This is a genomic window from Pantoea sp. SIMBA_079, from assembly GCF_046940275.1.
Lineage (GTDB): Bacteria > Pseudomonadota > Gammaproteobacteria > Enterobacterales > Enterobacteriaceae > Pantoea > Pantoea borealis.
In genome coordinates this window covers 1-334 of sequence record NZ_JAWRYR010000105.1, presented here as the reverse complement: position 1 = coordinate 334, position 334 = coordinate 1, and the positions used below count along the sequence as shown (strand labels likewise).

Here is a 334-nt window from a genome sequence, read left to right as displayed (position 1 = left end):
GACGCACAAGAACGATGCACAGATCGGTAAGGGTCTGTCGCCTCGGCGGCGAAGGCTGAAGCGGCACAAAAAGCGGACGCGCGTTATGGTGAACCGCTTCACCGCCGGCCTTTCCGGCGTGCTGCTGGCTGTGACGGGCTTGTCGTTCGCGGCGCCGGCTCTCGCCGCCCCTGTGTACGAGATCACCGCCAAGTGGGCGGATGGATCCCCGACGACCGTGAAGTCGGGCGATGTCGTCACCGCAGAGTGGCGGGTGAACGTCAACGACAATGCGGCGGCCCCTGCGAACGACCCGGTCGACAATGTGAACTTCACGCTGACGATCGTCAACGGC

The 334-nt window shown here is 64.7% G+C and carries 1 protein-coding gene; it reads left to right on the top strand.

Annotated features, from left to right (window positions below; genetic code table 11):
• Positions 1 to 85: 85 nt before the first annotated feature.
• A partial coding sequence (locus SB719_RS19310) for a hypothetical protein (RefSeq protein ID WP_412159625.1) occupies positions 86 to 334 on the top strand: 249 nt, incomplete at its 3' end.